The sequence below is a fragment of the Paraburkholderia sp. FW306-02-B genome (assembly GCF_058782725.1).
This window is the reverse complement of the sequence record NZ_JBYSXZ010000001.1, coordinates 3,717,266-3,732,355: the sequence shown is the minus strand read 5'-3', so window position 1 is coordinate 3,732,355 and position 15,090 is coordinate 3,717,266. Positions and strand designations below refer to the sequence as shown.

At 61.8% G+C, this 15,090-nt stretch carries 18 protein-coding genes and 2 tRNA genes; 12 read left to right on the top strand and 8 right to left on the bottom strand.

Annotated features, from left to right (window positions below):
* The first annotated feature begins 2 nt into the window (after positions 1-2).
* The 3 genes from gsiD to AC3WOG_RS16585 are packed head-to-tail and all read left to right on the top strand — an operon-like array spanning position 3 to position 2,820.
* Positions 3-908, top strand: coding sequence for a glutathione ABC transporter permease GsiD (gene gsiD, locus AC3WOG_RS16595; protein ID WP_492578992.1), 906 nt, complete (start codon positions 3-5; stop codon positions 906-908).
* Positions 905-1,987, top strand: a complete 1,083-nt coding sequence (locus AC3WOG_RS16590; RefSeq protein WP_492578991.1) for a DmpA family aminopeptidase — start codon at positions 905-907, stop codon at positions 1,985-1,987. The genes gsiD and AC3WOG_RS16590 overlap by 4 nt, the downstream gene beginning before the upstream one ends.
* Positions 1,987-2,820 carry a M55 family metallopeptidase gene (locus AC3WOG_RS16585; RefSeq protein ID WP_492578990.1) on the top strand — a complete coding sequence of 278 codons (834 nt, stop codon included), beginning with the start codon at positions 1,987-1,989 and terminating at the stop codon, positions 2,818-2,820. Before AC3WOG_RS16590 ends, AC3WOG_RS16585 begins: the two co-directional genes overlap by 1 nt.
* Before the next feature lie 53 nt (positions 2,821-2,873).
* Here the strand turns inward: AC3WOG_RS16585 and AC3WOG_RS16580 are convergent, their stop codons facing one another.
* Positions 2,874-3,812 carry an alpha/beta fold hydrolase gene (locus AC3WOG_RS16580; protein ID WP_492578989.1) on the bottom strand — a complete coding sequence of 313 codons (939 nt, stop codon included), beginning with the start codon at positions 3,810-3,812 and terminating at the stop codon, positions 2,874-2,876.
* Between the two features lie 213 nt (positions 3,813-4,025).
* Between AC3WOG_RS16580 and AC3WOG_RS16575 the strand changes: the two genes are divergently transcribed.
* From AC3WOG_RS16575 to AC3WOG_RS16565, 3 genes are all read left to right on the top strand, one after another.
* A complete protein-coding gene (locus AC3WOG_RS16575) occupies positions 4,026-5,408 on the top strand; it encodes an amino acid permease (protein WP_492578988.1) in 1,383 nt (460 codons plus the stop codon).
* 685 nt (positions 5,409-6,093) lie between these two features.
* On the top strand, positions 6,094-6,840 hold the full coding sequence (locus AC3WOG_RS16570) for a hypothetical protein (protein ID WP_492578987.1): 747 nt from the start codon (positions 6,094-6,096) through the stop codon (positions 6,838-6,840).
* Positions 6,841-6,844: 4 nt separating this feature from the next.
* The gene (locus tag AC3WOG_RS16565; RefSeq protein WP_492578986.1) at positions 6,845-7,249 is read left to right on the top strand and encodes a DUF7079 family protein; all 405 of its coding nucleotides are present in this window, start codon (positions 6,845-6,847) and stop codon (positions 7,247-7,249) included.
* A gap of 6 nt (positions 7,250-7,255) precedes the next feature.
* On the opposite strand, the gene AC3WOG_RS16560 is transcribed toward AC3WOG_RS16565, so the two are convergent.
* From AC3WOG_RS16560 to hemN, 3 genes are all read right to left on the bottom strand, one after another.
* Complete coding sequence (locus tag AC3WOG_RS16560; RefSeq protein WP_492578985.1) at positions 7,256-7,951, bottom strand: phage integrase central domain-containing protein; 696 nt, start codon at positions 7,949-7,951, stop codon at positions 7,256-7,258.
* Positions 7,922-8,006: transfer RNA gene (locus tag AC3WOG_RS16555), tRNA-Leu, on the bottom strand. Before AC3WOG_RS16555 ends, AC3WOG_RS16560 begins: the two co-directional genes overlap by 30 nt.
* 106 nt (positions 8,007-8,112) lie before the next feature.
* Positions 8,113-9,498 carry an oxygen-independent coproporphyrinogen III oxidase gene (hemN, locus tag AC3WOG_RS16550; RefSeq protein ID WP_492578984.1) on the bottom strand — a complete coding sequence of 462 codons (1,386 nt, stop codon included), beginning with the start codon at positions 9,496-9,498 and terminating at the stop codon, positions 8,113-8,115.
* Positions 9,499-9,754: 256 nt separating this feature from the next.
* Between hemN and AC3WOG_RS16545 the strand changes: the two genes are divergently transcribed.
* The 3 genes from AC3WOG_RS16545 to AC3WOG_RS16535 all read left to right on the top strand — a co-directional run bounded on the left by AC3WOG_RS16545 (position 9,755) and on the right by AC3WOG_RS16535 (position 11,660).
* Entirely contained in the window at positions 9,755-10,060 is a 306-nt protein-coding gene (locus AC3WOG_RS16545) for a YkgJ family cysteine cluster protein (RefSeq protein WP_492578983.1), read from the top strand.
* A gap of 93 nt (positions 10,061-10,153) precedes the next feature.
* A complete protein-coding gene (locus AC3WOG_RS16540; RefSeq protein ID WP_492578982.1) occupies positions 10,154-10,747 on the top strand; it encodes a DUF1439 domain-containing protein in 594 nt (197 codons plus the stop codon).
* 76 nt (positions 10,748-10,823) lie between these two features.
* The gene (locus AC3WOG_RS16535) at positions 10,824-11,660 is read left to right on the top strand and encodes an undecaprenyl-diphosphate phosphatase (RefSeq protein ID WP_492578981.1); all 837 of its coding nucleotides are present in this window, start codon (positions 10,824-10,826) and stop codon (positions 11,658-11,660) included.
* A gap of 86 nt (positions 11,661-11,746) precedes the next feature.
* Here the strand turns inward: AC3WOG_RS16535 and trmB are convergent, their stop codons facing one another.
* Entirely contained in the window at positions 11,747-12,529 is a 783-nt protein-coding gene (gene trmB, locus AC3WOG_RS16530) for a tRNA (guanosine(46)-N7)-methyltransferase TrmB (protein WP_492579823.1), read from the bottom strand.
* A 361-nt stretch (positions 12,530-12,890) separates the two neighbouring features.
* Between trmB and AC3WOG_RS16525 the strand changes: the two genes are divergently transcribed.
* From AC3WOG_RS16525 to AC3WOG_RS16515, 3 genes are read left to right on the top strand one after another with little or no spacing between them, the layout of a single operon-like run.
* Positions 12,891-13,274: an aggregation-promoting factor C-terminal-like domain-containing protein gene (locus tag AC3WOG_RS16525; RefSeq protein ID WP_492578980.1), complete on the top strand. Its 384-nt coding sequence runs from the start codon at positions 12,891-12,893 to the stop codon at positions 13,272-13,274.
* 4 nt (positions 13,275-13,278) lie between these two features.
* Positions 13,279-13,575, top strand: a complete 297-nt coding sequence (locus tag AC3WOG_RS16520; RefSeq protein ID WP_492578979.1) for a hypothetical protein — start codon at positions 13,279-13,281, stop codon at positions 13,573-13,575.
* A 33-nt stretch (positions 13,576-13,608) separates the two neighbouring features.
* A complete protein-coding gene (locus AC3WOG_RS16515; protein WP_492578978.1) occupies positions 13,609-13,833 on the top strand; it encodes a hypothetical protein in 225 nt (74 codons plus the stop codon).
* Here the strand turns inward: AC3WOG_RS16515 and AC3WOG_RS16510 are convergent.
* The 3 genes from AC3WOG_RS16510 to AC3WOG_RS16500 all read right to left on the bottom strand — a co-directional run bounded on the left by AC3WOG_RS16510 (position 13,798) and on the right by AC3WOG_RS16500 (position 15,053).
* Positions 13,798-13,871, bottom strand: a tRNA-Gly gene (locus tag AC3WOG_RS16510). The two genes, AC3WOG_RS16515 and AC3WOG_RS16510, sit on opposite strands and share 36 nt — an antisense overlap.
* 85 nt (positions 13,872-13,956) lie before the next feature.
* Positions 13,957-14,520 carry a YggT family protein gene (locus tag AC3WOG_RS16505; RefSeq protein ID WP_492578977.1) on the bottom strand — a complete coding sequence of 188 codons (564 nt, stop codon included), beginning with the start codon at positions 14,518-14,520 and terminating at the stop codon, positions 13,957-13,959.
* A gap of 212 nt (positions 14,521-14,732) precedes the next feature.
* Entirely contained in the window at positions 14,733-15,053 is a 321-nt protein-coding gene (locus AC3WOG_RS16500; RefSeq protein WP_492578976.1) for an EthD family reductase, read from the bottom strand.
* Positions 15,054-15,090 lie beyond the last annotated feature (37 nt).

Here is a 15,090-nt window from a genome sequence, read left to right as displayed (position 1 = left end):
GCATGAGCACGACAGCCACCGAGGCGAATGCGGGCAAGGCCGCCCGCGCAGAACGCGCGATCCGCACTCCATGGAGCGAGTTCTGGCGCAAATTCCGTAAACAGCACGTGGCGCTCGCCGCGGGCATTTTCGTGCTGCTGTTGATCGTGGTCGCGATCGTCGCGCCGCATATCGTGCCGTACGATCCGGAAAACTTTTTCGATTACGACGCGTTGAACGCGGGACCAACGGCTGCGCACTGGTTCGGCGTCGATTCGCTGGGCCGCGACATTTTCAGCCGCATTCTGGCGGGCTCGCGTATTTCGCTCGAGGCAGGTTTTCTGTCGGTGGCGATCGGCGCGGTGATCGGCACGTTTTTCGGTTTGCTGGCCGGTTACTACGAAGGCTGGTGGGACCGCATCACGATGCGGGTCGCCGACGTGCTGTTCGCCTTCCCCGGCATTCTGCTGGCGATCGGCGTGGTGGCGATTCTCGGCAACGGCATGATCAACGTGATCTGCGCGGTGGCGATTTTCAGCATCCCCGCGTTTGCTCGGCTCGTGCGCGGCAATACGCTGATGCTCAAGCAACTGACCTACATCGAAGCGGCGCGCAGCATCGGCGCATCGGACTGGACCATCATCGTGCGGCACATTCTGCCGGGGACGATTTCGTCGGTGGTGGTGTACTTCACGATGCGTATCGGCACGTCGATCATCACGGCGGCGAGCCTGTCGTTTCTCGGACTCGGCGCACAGCCGCCGACGCCCGAGTGGGGCGCGATGCTCAACGAGGCACGCGCCGACATGGTCACCGCGCCGCATATCGCGCTGTTTCCGAGTCTCGCGATTTTCCTCACCGTGCTGGCGTTCAACCTGCTCGGCGACGGTTTGCGCGATGCGCTCGATCCGAAGCTCGATCGGCCATGAGTTTTATTGAACCTCAAAACGCGCCGCATATCGGCGTATTGCCGCGCGGCCCGCTTGGCACGATCGCCGATGTGCAAGGGGTGACAGCCGGCCATTGCACGTTGGACGAAGGCGCTGTGCAAACCGGTGTCACCGTGATTCATCCGCACCGTGGCGATCCGTTTGTCCACAAGGTGCCGGCTGCTGCGTCGGTGATCAACGGCTTTGGCAAGAGCATCGGGCTCGTGCAGGTCGAAGAACTGGGCTTGCTGGAAACGCCGATCGCGTTGACCAACACCTTTGGCGTCGCGGCGGTGGCGCAGGCGCAGATTCGCGCGGCGATCCACACGCATCCGCAGATCGGACGCGGGTGGTCGACGCTCAATCCGTTGGTGTTCGAATGCAATGACGGATACCTGAACGATATCCAGGCGCTGGCAGTCGGTGAACAGCATTACAACGAGGCCTGCGCTGCGGCAAGTGATGACGTTGCAAGCGGTTCGGTCGGCGCGGGGCGCGGCATGTCGTGCTTCGATCTGAAGGGCGGGATCGGCAATGCATCGCGCGTGGTCGGCGTAGCGAGGCAGTCCTATACCGTCGGCGCATTGGTGCTGGCTAACTTCGGCCGCCTGCCGATGTTGACGATCGACGGCGTGCCGCTCGGCCGCGTGCTGGCCGGGCGTGCCTCCAAAGCCGCCGCGGCGGCAGCGGCGCCAGGCAAGCCGGAACAAGGCTCGATTATTATGATCGTCGCCACCGACGCGCCGCTCGACGCGCGCCAACTCAAACGTCTGTCGTTGCGTGCGGCGGCCGGTCTTGCACGAACCGGTTCGGTGTACGGCCACGGCAGCGGCGATATCGCGCTGGCGTTTTCAACGGCCTACACCGTGCCGCACGATGCCGATTTTGTCGCGCTGCCGCGTTTGCTCGCAGACGCGCGCCTCGATCCGTTATTCCGTGCCTGTTCGGACAGCGTCGAGCAAGCGATTGTCGATGCGTTGTGGAGCGCCACTTCGGTGACGGGCCGCGACGGCCATCGGCGGTTATCGCTGCATGACACCGCTGCCGACCTCGCTCAACTTCTCAAGCAATCTTCCTGATGAAAGTCCTGATTTCCGCCGATATCGAAGGCGTGGCCGGTGTGTTCCATCCTGAACAAACGCGCGCGGGCAACGGTGAATACGAAGTCGCGCGCCGCTGGATGACGCTCGAAGCCAATGCCGCGATCGAAGGCGCGTTCGCCGGCGGCGCGACGCACGTATGGGTCAACGACTCGCACGGCGGTTTCCGCAACCTGTTGCCCGATCTGCTCGATGCGCGCGCCCAGGTGGTGCTGGGCAAGCCGCGCACGCTCGGCATGATGGCCGGGCTCGAATACGGCGCGGCGCTCGTGTTCATGATCGGCTATCACGCCATGTCGCAAACGCGCGGCATCCTCGCGCACACCATCAATAGCTTCGCGTTCGCGCGGGTTTCTCTGAACGGTGTCGAAGTCGGCGAGGCGGGATTGTATGGCGCGCTGGCGGAAGAATATGGCGCACGTGTGGCGCTTTTGTCCGGTGACGATGTATTCGCCGAGGAAACGTCGCCGCGTTTTCCTGGTGCCCGGTTTGTCGTCACCAAGAGCGCGACGGGGCACGCGAGCGGCGTCACGCAAACGCCGGCCGCCGTACGTGATGCGATCGAAAGTGCCGCGCGGGAAGTAGTGCAACAGCACATCAAGGCCGGTCATGCGCCGCAAGCCGCTCGCGCTGAAGTAAAACCCGTCGAATGCGAATTGCGTGTGCAAACCACCGCGCTCGCCGATCTGTTTTGCCAATGGCCGACGCTTACGCGCGTCGACGCCGTCACGTTGCGCTTTAGTGCGGCATCGGCGGAACATGCAGTCCGCATGTTGAACTGCCTGTCGGCGATGTCGTTCATGTTGCGCTAGCCGTATGCCGAAGAACGATGCCGGGCAAAGCTCGCGCATACGCCTGAAGTTGCCTACTGCTGCCGGCTGAGTTCTCTCGCCGCCCGATCGATCACATCGGCGATCGCGCCGGCATGCGACACCGGCGCGAGATGGCTCGATGAGATCGGCACGACCTTCGCACGCATCCGGTCGGCCATGAACTTTTCGACGTCGGGCGACACCGCGCGATCCTTCGTTGTCAGTACATACCAGGAGGGTTTTTCTTTCCATGCCACCTGGCTGACGGTTTCGCTGAACGCCTTCGCGGCGATCGGCTGTTGCGCGGCAGAGAGCACGCGCGTCAGGTTTTCGGGGACATCGGCGGCGAAGTCGGCGTGATAGCTGGTGCGGTCGAGCCAGAGAAAGCCGGTCGGGTCGGCGACGATTTTTTTGCCCGCGGGCATCGGCGCCGCGCGTTTCATCAGATCCATCGTCGATTCATGCAAGTCCGGCGCGATCGCCGCCACGTAGACAAGGCCGGCGACGTTCGGCGCATTCGCGCCCGCTTCGGTGATCACCACGCCGCCCCAGGAATGTCCAACCAGCATGGTCGGGCCATCCTGACGCGCGAGCACGCGGCGGGTGGCGGCGACGTCGTCGGCGAGAGAGGTGAGCGGGTTCTGTACCGAACTCACGTGATAGCCCTTCTGCTGCAGCTTCGCGACGACGCCATTCCAGCTCGACCCATCGACGAAGGCGCCGTGAACCAGCACGACGTTGCGCACGGGTCCGGTCATCGGCGCTGCGGATGGCGTGGGGGCGGCTGCGGCCGGCGCAGCGGGTGCTGCTGGTGCTGGCGCGGGTGCTGCTGCTGGCGTCGCCGGCGCTTCGGGAGCCGGTGATTGCATGTCTGGCGCGGACGCCGGTTCGGCGGCGGGTTCGGCCGTGGGTGCCGCGGTTTGCGCGATGGCGCTGGCCCCAGCGAACCAGAGACACAAAGCAGCAGCGCAAAGCAGACGTTTGGGCGACATGTTGAATCTCCGAAGGCTGAAACCTCGACTAGGGCAACATACCGAAGCGGCACGCCGTGTCAATCGATATCGTCGCGGTTAGGTGCGGCGCAGAACCAAGCACGGGTTGGTCCCAGTACTTAGGCAATATCGGCCGCGGTAAAATTTTTGGTTCTGCCCGGCCGGACCATAAGTCTGATCGGGTGATTGATATCCATACTCTGGGGCGCAATTTTGAATAGTGCACAGCAGCAAGATGGCCTGAAGCGCGGGCTTAAGAATCGCCATATCCAGCTGATCGCGCTGGGCGGGGCGATCGGCACGGGCCTGTTTCTCGGCTCCGCCAGCGTGTTGCAGGCAGCCGGCCCGTCGATGATTCTCGGCTACGCGATCGGCGGCATCATCGCGTTCATGATCATGCGGCAGCTCGGCGAGATGGTCGCGCAGGAGCCGGTCGCCGGTTCGTTCAGCCACTTCGCGTACAAATATTGGGGCGATTTTCCCGGCTTTCTGTCCGGCTGGAACTACTGGGTGCTGTATGTGCTCGTGAGCATGGCCGAGCTGACCGCAGTGGGTACCTACGTGCATTACTGGTGGCCGGGTGCGCCGACGTGGGTGTCGGCGCTGGTGTGCTTCGCCGGCATCAACGCGATCAATCTCGCCAACGTCAAAGCCTATGGCGAAACCGAATTCTGGTTTGCGATTATCAAGGTGGTCGCGGTGATCGGCATGATCCTGTTCGGCGGCTATCTGCTGATCAGCGGTCACGGCGGTCCGCAGGCCTCGATCACCAATCTCTGGGCTAATGGCGGCTTTTTCCCGCACGGTTTCCAGGGCCTGTTCATGATGCTCGCGGTCATCATGTTTTCGTTCGGCGGCCTCGAGCTGATCGGTATCACGGCGGCTGAAGCCGACGATCCGCAGCGAAGCATTCCGAAGGCCGTGAACCAGGTGATCTACCGGATCCTGATTTTCTACATTTGCTCGCTGACGGTGCTGCTCTCGTTGTATCCGTGGAATCAGGTGGCCGCCGGCGGCAGCCCGTTCGTGATGATCTTCTCGCAGATCGGTTCGACGCTGACGGCGAATGTCCTCAACGTGGTGGTGCTGACCGCGGCGCTGTCGGTGTACAACAGCGGCGTGTATGCGAACAGCCGGATGCTCTACGGTCTTGCGGAACAGGGTAATGCGCCGCGTGCGCTGATGAAGGTCGACCGGCGCGGTGTGCCGTATATGGCGATCGGTTTGTCGGCGCTCGCCACCTTTACCTGCGTGATCGTCAACTATCTGATTCCTGCCGAAGCACTCGGCCTGCTGATGGCGCTGGTGGTCGCCGCGCTGGTGCTGAACTGGGCGCTGATCAGCCTGACGCATCTGAAGTCGCGCAAGGCGATGGTCGTGGCAGGCGAGACGCTGGTGTTCAAGTCGTTCTGGTTTCCCGTCAGCAACTGGATCTGCCTCGCGTTCATGGCGCTGGTCCTCGTGATTCTCGCGATGACGCCGGGCTTGTCGGTATCGGTGTGGCTCGTGCCGGCGTGGCTGGTCGTGATGTGGGTCGGCTATGCGTTCAAGCGTCGACGTGCGGCAGCGGGGGGCGGCGTGACGGTGGCGGAGTGACAAGGGGCGTTAGGCGGCGTGGCGTGCGGTCTTCCGTGCGCACGCCGCTTGAGCCACGCGGGTGGCGCGAGTGGCTGGTTGGCTTGCAATATGTAGACTGTCGGCGAGATCGCCAGAAACGACAAACCCCGCAGGCAGAATGCGCTGGCGGGGTTCGAGGAAAAGCTGAAGACGGCGGGCTCGGCGCAAGTGAACCCGAAGTATTTGGACATGATTCGACTCCGCTTGACCAACATACTCGGCATCCATCAGCATCGGATGTGATTTTATAAACGTTTCATCGTAATCACGCATATGCGTCGGGTATCCGGCCGTGGCGAAGATCGCGGTTTGACTAAATGGAAGTTGAGAGCCTGACTCGATTAATTCATGCGGAAGGTATTCCCCAAAATGGTTGGCGTCCAGTTCGTCTCATCGGCTTCCCTAATGATCACATCGTATCGGTCAACATCGTCGGGGTCGCCGCCCGTACCTTCTCAGTCGTCTGATTGCAGCTTTGCTGGGCGGCAGGGGTTTCGCGCGGCGTTGGGCAGTGCATCAATTGCGCATCAAAGCACGTCACCTTTCGTGCTTTATGCATTTAGCGTTAGGAAATATCCGAAAATTGATGCCCGCGAGTAAAAACGCTCATCTTTCATGCCAAGATCAGTCGCATAGCCTTGCGTTATTTTCATGAAAGGGACCCATGTCGACGTCAAATTCGCCCAATGCCGATTCCGGCGATTACAAAGCCCTCGAAGTTGCGCTCTCTGAATTACAAGCAACCGCAGCTCAGTTCGCGGCCACATGCATCAGCGATTCACGCGCTCGCACGCGGTATGCACAAGACATTGCCGCCGCCGCGAACGAGTTCCGGCTGGCCGCCAACTCTGGTCGACTTTCGATGCGAGATGCGGCGGAACAAGCTCGTGCGATGCGGAACCAGATTATGGAGTTATCGCGCCTTCGTAGCAGCCCTGTGATTCGCGCCTATGCGACCCGCATCAAAGGGCAGGGGCGCTCCCTTTCATATCTTGCTGAGAAATATGCGCAGGTACGGTACAGCATCCCTTTCGGAGCGCTATCTGAACAGCAACAAACCAGCGTCTATGCGGACATCATTCGCGCGGCGGGGCGGCCAGATCAAAACGTCATGAAACTGGCTGAGAAAATGGGAAAAGCTGGTCGGCGTGTGCTGCTCGTATCGCTGGCGATCGGCGTATATGAAGTCGCAGAATCGGGCAACAAGCCGCGCGAAGTTGCTCGACAGGGGATGCTGGCAGGCGCCGGGATTGTCGGCGGCTGGGCGGCTGGCGCGGGTGCTGTAGCTGCTGGGGTATGCGTTGCTACCGCGCCGGTATGTGTCGCCATTGCCGCGTTCGTGGGAGGCATGCTGGCCGCCTGTGGTGCGGACGCTGCCTTTGGTACGCTATACCCCCGCCCCAGCCGATAAGACCGTGAGTCAACCACTGGACACCAATCGCCGCGCCCCCGTGTGGCAAGCACTCGCCGAACTCTTCGTCGGTCGCGAGTTGCAGGACCACGACTACAAATGGGTTGCTGGCATTCTGCGAACATCGAAGTATTCGCTTGATGAACTTGATCACATCCTCCGCGAAGAAGTCGCGCCAGTCTATCGACATAACATTTCCGCACTGGTGATGCCCAATGAAATCGACGGTTGGACCCTGGAAGAAGTAACAACTGACATTTGTGCCTACCTGGAGCGCCGGGGCCAAGGCTTGCGGAGGCTCTTGCAATGCTTCGCGACACGTAAGCTACCGGAACCCGTTGATATTCGTTGGACTACGGTCCGGTCGCTGCTTGACGCCTCGCATCAAACCGCGTCATCCGCGCATTAAAACGCATCACTTTTTCATGTCGAAAAACGCCCGGAGACCCGCGCCGCAAGACGCGTCCGGTCGAAGGGCGTAGCGCATTAGAACCGTTGACCCAAACAAAGCCCGCAGGCGCGGAGGGGACTGCGTTTGGGCGGCGGGGGGCGGTCGAGGCGGAGTCGGGCGCGCTGGGGAGCGTCCGTGGGAGACCGCCAGGGCTTCGCTGGCCGCCTGGATGATATTGACGCAGCCTCCATCTGGGCGAGCGGCGCACTGAGCCGCCATAGCGCCTATCCCGCGCGGGCTGAATGTGCGGCGGTCTCCATCGTATGCTGCTGTCGCCTTGAGCAGTTCCGGCACCTCAGTTTCGCTGACGCGCGCCATGTGCGTTGCGGGGCGTGTCCTGAGAGCGCCGCGAAGATCTGGCGAGGGATCGCGTTCGGCTTTGCCCGTTGCAATGGCAAAGCGGAAGATTTGCCCGCAGCTCTGGAGCGTTTTGCGCGAAGTTTCCAGTGCGTTACGCGCCTCGATCCGACGAATGTCCTGGTCTGCGGCGTACCCCCATATCGAGGAAGCCGTACCCCCTATTTTTGGGAATACTCTGGACCGTTCTGGGACAACCTGAAACAAAAAACCCGCGAAGCCTTGGGCTGTCGCGGGTTTCTGGAATTCTCTGGAACTGCTCGGAATATTTTCTGGTGCCCAGGGCCGGAATCGAACCGGCACGCCTTGCGGCGGGGGATTTTGAGTCCCCTGCGTCTACCAATTTCACCACCTGGGCAGGTCTTGCAGCGCACGCGCCAAGTCATGGCGCGCGGCGGAGACCGGGATTATGGCCGAAAATTCGACAGCGGGCAAGCCGGTCACGTCCAACGCCTCCACAGTTTTCAAACCGTGCGGGAAAACCGTTCGAGGGTTTGCTGGCCGAGGTAACGGTCGAACACCATCGCGATGTTGCGCACCAGCATGCGTCCGGCCATCTGCACTTCGAGCTTGCTGCCGCTCACCGACACCAGCCCGTCCTCCTCGAAGCCGCGCAAGCGTTCCAGTTCCGGCGCGAACGTATCGGCGAAACGAATCCCGTAAGCGGCCTCGAATTCGTCAAAGCGCAACTCCAGATTGCACATCAGTTGCGTGATCACGTCGCGACGCAGACGATCGTCCGCGGTGAGCCGCACGCCGCGCGCGATCGCGAGCCGGCCTGCGTCGATCGCCGCGGCATAGCCGGGCAGATCCTTGACGTTCTGTGCATACACATTGCCGACCTTGCCGATCGACGACGCGCCGAAGCCGATCAGATCGCATTCCGCACGCGTGCTGTAGCCCTGAAAATTCCGATGCAGCGTGCGCTGTGCCTGAGCGCGCGCGAGTTCGTCGGTGGGCAACGCGAAGTGATCCATGCCGATGTAGACGTAGCCAGCGCTCGTCAGCCGCTCGACGACCCGTTGCAGGATCGCAAGCCGCACCGCGGGCGAGGGTAGCGTGGCAGGGTCCATCTGACGCTGCATCTTGAAGAGCTGCGGCATGTGCGCATAAGCGAACACCGACAGCCGATCGGGCGCGAGCTCGAGCATCGTGTCGAGCGTGCGGCTGAAGCTGTCGACGGTTTGATGCGGCAGGCCGTAAATCAGATCGACGCCGATCGAGTGGAAGTCCGTGTCACGCGCGGCCTGCATCACCGAAGCGGTCATCTCCAGCGGCTGAATCCGGTTGATCGCGTGCTGCACCACTGGATCGAAGTCCTGCACGCCGAGGCTGAGCCGATTGAAGCCGAGCTTGCGCAAATGCGCGATGGTCTCGGGCGACGCCTCGCGCGGATCGACCTCGATCGAATACTCGCCCTCTGCATCGGGCAGCAACGTGAAGTGCCGGCGCGCCGCTGCCATCAGTTCGGCCATTTCGTCGCGCGATAAAAAGGTCGGCGTACCGCCGCCCCAATGCAGTTGCGACACCGGACGCCGCGTGTCGAAATGCGCCGCCTGCAGGGCCATTTCACGCTTCAACCGGTCGACGTACGGACGCGCGTGCGCGCGGTTCTTCGTGGCGACCTTGTTGCAGCCGCAATAGAAGCACACGGTGTCGCAAAACGGAATGTGGAAGTACAGCGAGAGATCCGTGGCGGATGCGCCTGGGTCGGCGGCGGCGCGTAAATAATCGGCGGAATCGAACTCGTCGCGGAACTGCAGGGCGGTCGGATAGGACGTATACCGTGGGCCGTTCGCGCTGTATTTGGCGAGCAGGTCGGGGCGGAATAGCGTGTCGGCGGTGGTCATGAGGGGCTCGGGTCTGACGGCCACCGTTGAAGAGGCAGGAGCCGGCGACGTCGCGCGACCGGATCGAACAGCGCAGGCACCTCTTGAGCGTGGCCTTTCGTGTCCGTCAAGTTTACGTGGGCGATTGCATGCCGGATTGTGTAAAAAGGTCGCACGTGAGGCGATGGCACAATGCGGGTCTGGTGACGTGTTGCCGATGTTCGAGTTCAGGAAAAATGCTGTGATCGATTTAGTGACAAGCGGGGTGAACAGCGTTATGAAGCGCGAGTCCCCGTTTCATGTGGACGGTCACGCGTGCCGCCCCGATTGCGGCGCGTGCTGTATCGCGCCGTCGATTTCGAGCCCGATTCCAGGCATGCCGCACGGCAAGCCGGCGGGCGTGCGCTGCGTGCAGCTCGGCGACGATCTGCGCTGCGCTATCTTCGGTCAGCCAGAGCGGCCGGCGTGCTGTTCCGGTCTGCAACCACAGACGGAAATGTGCGGCACGAGCCGCGGCGAAGCGCTCGCCTGGCTCATCGAACTTGAAACGCAAACTCAACCGCAACCGGCGATGCGCCGATAGCACGCGCGACGAACCGCCACGCAATCCAGCACGGCAAACCAGTCCAACACAACGCAACCGCATGCTCGAGAAGGCTTCCACAGGAGATTTCGCATGACTCGACCCGCTGCGCCGACCCGGCGCCGCTTCCTGCTTGCAGCGCTGACCAGCTGCACGGCGTTTGGCATCACGGTGTCGCTGACAGCCTGCGCCGCGTCGATTTTTCCGTTCATCCCGTCGCATTACACGTTCTCGCAGCAGCAGGTGCAGGACGCGGTGCAGCGTAAATTCCCGTATCAGCGCACGGTCTCGCAGGTGTTCGAGGTCGCGCTGACCAATCCAGTGGTGGGCTTGCTGCCGGACGCCAACCGGGTCTCTGTGAAGCTCGACGCGCGGCTCGCGAGCCCGTTCATGCCGCAGCCGGTCGACGGCGTATTCACGCTGTCGAGCGAACTCGCCTACGACGCCGCCAGCAAGTCGGTCGTGCTGAAGTCGCCGAACGTCGACAACGTAAGCGTGGGCGGTCAGGCGCAGGCTTACACGCAACAGATCAGCGCCGCCGCCGTGCTGCTCGCCACGCAGTTGCTGACCAACTATCCGATCTACACCTTCAAGCCTGAACAGCTGCAATTTGCCGGTGTGAACTACGAACCCGGTACAATCACCATCCTTACAAACGGCATACGCGTACAAATCGTCGAGAAGTGACGACGTGCGCGGCCGGCGGGGCCGCGCACTAACGTGCCGACCCTGTTCCGACTATCTACAGCGATAAGGGTCACGGATGGACTGGCTAATGGCTTGCAAGGCGCTGATTCTGGGCGTCGTCGAAGGGCTGACGGAGTTTTTGCCGGTGTCGAGTACCGGCCATCTGATCGTCGTGGGCAGTCTGCTCGATTTCACTGACGAACACGCGAAAACCTTCGATGTCGTGATCCAGCTCGGCGCGATTCTGGCCGTCTGCTGGGAATTCCGCCGTCGTATCGGCAGCGTGGTGGCGGGCTTGCCGAGCCGGCCTGACGCGCGCCGCTTCACGCTGAACGTGATCATCGCGACGATTCCCGCAGTCGTGCTCGGCTTGCTGTTCGAAAAAGCCATCAAGGCGGCGCTGTTTTCGCCGGTGCCGGTTGCGTTCGCGCTGGTGGTGGGCGGCGTGGTGATCCTGTGGGCGGAGGCGCGCCAACGCGCGCGAGGCGACGCCGCGCCGCGCGTGCAGAACGTCGACGATCTGACCCCGCTGGATGCGTTGAAAGTCGGCCTCGCCCAATGTTTCGCGCTGATCCCGGGCACGTCGCGCTCGGGCTCGACGATCATCGGCGGGATGCTGTTCGGTCTCGATCGGCGTGTCGCCACGGAGTTTTCATTCTTTCTCGCAATCCCGATCATTTTCGGCGCGACCGCGTACGAGCTCCACAAAGGCTGGCAAGTGCTGTCCGCCGACACGCTCGGCATATTCGCGCTGGGCTTTGTGGCCGCGTTCGTTAGCGCCTTCATATGCGTGCGCTGGCTGCTGCGCTATATCGCCGCGCACGACTTCACCGTGTTCGCTTGGTACCGCATCGGCTTCGGACTGTTGATCCTGCTGGTGGGCTACAGCGGGGCGTTGAGCTGGGCGGAATGAGCTTTTAGTCGCCGCTCGAAAGAAGTGAAAAAGGTCCGCGAAATGCGGACCTTTTTTACTTCTGGTGAACGCGCTATGGCGCTGTTTTACGCGGCTTTGCGCTTCCTGAACACCAGATCCCACACGCCGTGTCCGAGCCGCAGCCCGCGGCGCTCGAACTTCGTCACCGGACGATACTCGGGGCGCGGCGCGTAGCCGTCGGCGGTGTTTCCCAGCGCGGGCTCCGCGCCCAGCACTTCGAGCATCTGTTCGGCGTAGTTCTGCCAGTCGGTCGCGCAATGCAGATACGCGCCCGGCTTCAGACGCGAGACAAGCAGCGCGACGAACTTCGGCTGGATCAGCCGGCGCTTGTGATGACGCGCCTTGTGCCACGGGTCGGGGAAGAAGATATGCACGCCGTCGAGGCTGTCCGGCGCGATCATCTGTTCGAGCACTTCGACTGCGTCGTGTTGAATGATGCGGATGTTCGACAACCCTTGCTCGCCCATCAGCTTGAGCAGCGCGCCGACGCCCGGTTCGTGCACTTCGACGCCGAGAAAATCGTCGTCCGGACGATGCGAGGCGATCTCCGCAGTGGTCGCGCCCATCCCGAAGCCGATCTCCAGCACGCGCGGCGCCTCGCGGCCGAATACGCTGTTCCAGTCGGGCTGCTGCGGCGTGAACGGCACGACGAAACGCGGTCCGAGTTCGTCCATCGCGCGGCGCTGGCCGGTCGAGACGCGGCCGGCGCGCGTGACAAAGCTGCGAATGCGGCGTCGATGCGGTGCTGCTTCGGCGGGTGCGTCGCCTTCGATGAGTTCGCCTTCAGTTTCACCGGAATTCGGCGGGAGGTCGTCCGGCAAGCCGGCGTCGTTTGGATCGTGGATCATCGTCGATGCTGCTACAAGGGTGAGGGCTTCGAGGCTGCATGGCGTGCCGTAAGGCGCGGTCCGTGCGGTCGTGCGGCTCGGGCCGCCGCTCGCACGGGTCGTCATGCCAAACCGCCGCCACTACAAAAAAGCCGCCTTCATGGAGGCGGCTCGTGCTGGATTCTGCTGAAAGCTCAGCAGGAGGTGGAGCGGGCGTTGCAAGTGCGCGTAAGGTAGCACAACCGAAAAGGGTGCGTCCAGACGGCGGGTGGACTGAAATCGGGAATGAGATTACATTCTGATTACCGAAATTTCGATTCGTATGATCTAATTGATCTGAAAACCATCCCGTTGCAACGATTATCAAAAACGAAAATCAACCATGGGCAAATACGCACACAATCATCGTCAGACAAAAGCGGCCAAAGAGAGTTGGGTCGCTATCGATCCGACTGACGTTCCGACTACCTCGCAGAATGCGCTTCGTAAAGCGATGTCCGTTGAAGGGGTGCCGCTGACTCAATTCAACGATTTACTGTGGCTGATGGCACAGGAGTCTGGCGGCGTTGTGGACTTGCGCAATCCGAAGTCCTCCGCGCGCGGGCTTTACCAATTATTGCCGCTTCAATATGAGCTGAATCCGAATGGCGAAAAATCGTTCGGTAATGCAGTCGAAGAATGCCAGGGCGGAATTCGCTATGTTCTCGGCCGGTATTACACCGCCGCCTCCGCGCGCGTGGTATGGGAAGCGAATCATTGGTGTTGAAGCAATGAGAAGGTTTCTGTTGATGGGCTTTGTTTCCGCCATTTGCTGTATCGGTGTGGCGCGAGCGGCGGATGTCAACGCGCCGCGCTTTGAAGATTTTGCCGTCAGCGATACGTTTACCGGTAAAGCGGCGAAAGTGCCGCTCGTATTCGCGGACGATAAGGAATATGCCGCGCGGATCCGCGAAGCCAGCCATCAGAAGCCGAATTTCGCCGGGCGCTATGTGCTGGCAAGCCGGGGATGCGGGGCGTCCCGTGTGTCGAGCGTCGCGATCGATGCGAAGACCGGTCACGTCGCCTAGCTGCCTTTCACTGTGTATTGCTGGGATTTGGATGTGAAGGAGCCGATCGAGTTCCGGCGCGACAGCCGCATGATCGTGGTTCACAGCAGCAGGAACGAAACGGGCAGCGAGACTTACTACCCCGCGTTGGACAAAGGCGGCTTCAAGCTGGTCAAGGCCGTTGAGAAGACCGCGAAGAAGTGGGTTGGAACTGGCAAGTCGCCAAGGCAGGCTGGAAAGCATTGGAGCGGGCGATGGGAATCGAACCCACGGCTCTAGCTTGGGAAGCTAGGGTATTACCATTATACGACGCCCGCAGAGCGCATGATTTTACTCGGGAAAGGGCGGTTTGCGCAAATCGCGCTGCTGCCACCCTTTCCCAACCGGCGCATCGAGCGCCGTTCAGATCACGAAGTAAGTCAACTGAACGGCCACGTGCGTCACTACCATCAACAGCACCTGCACGATCACGAACAGCAGAATCGGCGACAGGTCGATGCCGCCGAGCTGCGGCACCACACGGCGCAGCGGATTCAGAAACGGCGCGGTCAGCTGATACAGGATCGGCATGGCGGGCGAATGCGGATTGAGCCACGACAGTAGCGCCATCAGGATCGTTAGCCAGATGATCAGGTAGAGCGCCCATTTGATGAAGGTCAGCACCGCAACGATCAGCAAAGTCGGCACGAGCGTGAGCGGATCGGCGCCGTTGAGCCACGCCATCAGCACCACGTAGACGATCGCGGCAATCAAGGCCGCGACGACGCTCGCCCAGTCGATATTGCGCGTACTCGGCAGGATGCGCCGCAGCGGCAGCACGATCCAGTTGGTGCCTTGCAGTACCGCGTTCGTGACCGGGTTGTACGGTGGCATGCGCACGACTTGCAGCCAGGCGCGCAGCAGCAGCGCGGTGCCAAACAGCGTAAAGACGGTATTGAGCAGAAAACGGGCGATATCGCCAAACATCTCGTGTCCTTATCCTTCGAATGACGGCCGTCGATCGGCCGCGGGGCGCTGACGCTGACCAATCGGTGCGCCGGCAAGTTCATTTGGATTCCATGCGCCGTGCCCGCGGGACTGCGTGTCCCCAGCGGTGGCGCGGTGATTCGATACCACGGTATTCAGGCAAGCCGAATCGACGGGCACCACACCGCCGAGCCGTCCTGGCTCACCGCAAATCACTGCGAAATCTTGATCTCACTGATCAGAATCGTACCGTTGCCGCCGTCGGTGTAATTGGGGATGTCGGCGACCAACTGCTCCGAAGCCGGCTTGAAGACCTTGTAGAAGTCGTCCGCGCTGTCGAACAGGAAGTGTCCTGCCGCAACATACGGCGGTGGCGTGCCCGGCGGCCCGGCGTTGATGCCGACGTCAACCGACCAGCCTTTGAGCGACGGCCCGAACAGCCTGGCCGCAAGCGGCATGTGCGTGACGCAGTAATACTCCACGTCGAAGTGGCCGTTTTCCCGGTACGGATAGAGGATGCTGACCTTGATCATTGTGCGTTCTCGTCTGTTGGTCCCGAAGCGCGGCGCT